At 69.7% G+C, this 595-nt stretch carries 1 protein-coding gene; it reads left to right on the top strand.

Annotated features, from left to right (window positions below):
• A partial coding sequence (locus JCM9942_RS17710) for a transglycosylase domain-containing protein (protein WP_172675218.1) occupies window positions 1-595 on the top strand: 595 nt, incomplete at both ends.

Here is a 595-nt window from a genome sequence, read left to right as displayed (position 1 = left end):
CGCCGTCGTTTCCCGCTGCTGGCCGTGGTTGCGTTGGGGTACGGCGGCACTGCTGGCGTTGCTGCTGGCGCTGGACGTCGCCTTTCCGCCGCCGCTGCCGAAGTCGCGCGACACCAGCACGCTGGTGGTGGCCAGCGATGGCACGCCGCTGCGCGCCTTCGCCGATGCCGAAGGGGTGTGGCGCTATCCGGCCGATGCGAAGAGCGTGTCGCCGCTGTATCTGCAGGCGCTGCTGACCTACGAGGACCGCTGGTTCTGGCGCCATCCGGGGATCAATCCGTGGGCGCTGCTGCGCGCCGGCCGGCAGATGCTGGCCGAGCGCCGTATCGTTTCCGGCGGCTCGACGCTGACCATGCAGGTCGCGCGGATTCTCGATCCGCACACGCGCACGCCGTGGGGCAAGCTCAAGCAACTGCTGCGCGCGCTGCAGCTGGAAGTGCACCTGGGCAAGGCGCAGATCCTGGACCTGTACCTGGAGCGTGCGCCATATGGCGGCACCATCGAGGGGGTCGAGGCGGCCAGCTGGGCTTACTTGGGCAAGTCCGCCGCGCATCTTTCGCAGGCCGAGGCGGCATTGCTGGCGGTGCTGCCGCAG

Origin of the sequence: Stenotrophomonas pictorum JCM 9942, from assembly GCF_001310775.1 — a bacterium.
In the GTDB taxonomy this organism is placed as follows: Bacteria; Pseudomonadota; Gammaproteobacteria; order Xanthomonadales; family Xanthomonadaceae; genus Stenotrophomonas; species Stenotrophomonas pictorum.
This window is presented reverse-complemented; position numbering and strand designations above follow the sequence as displayed.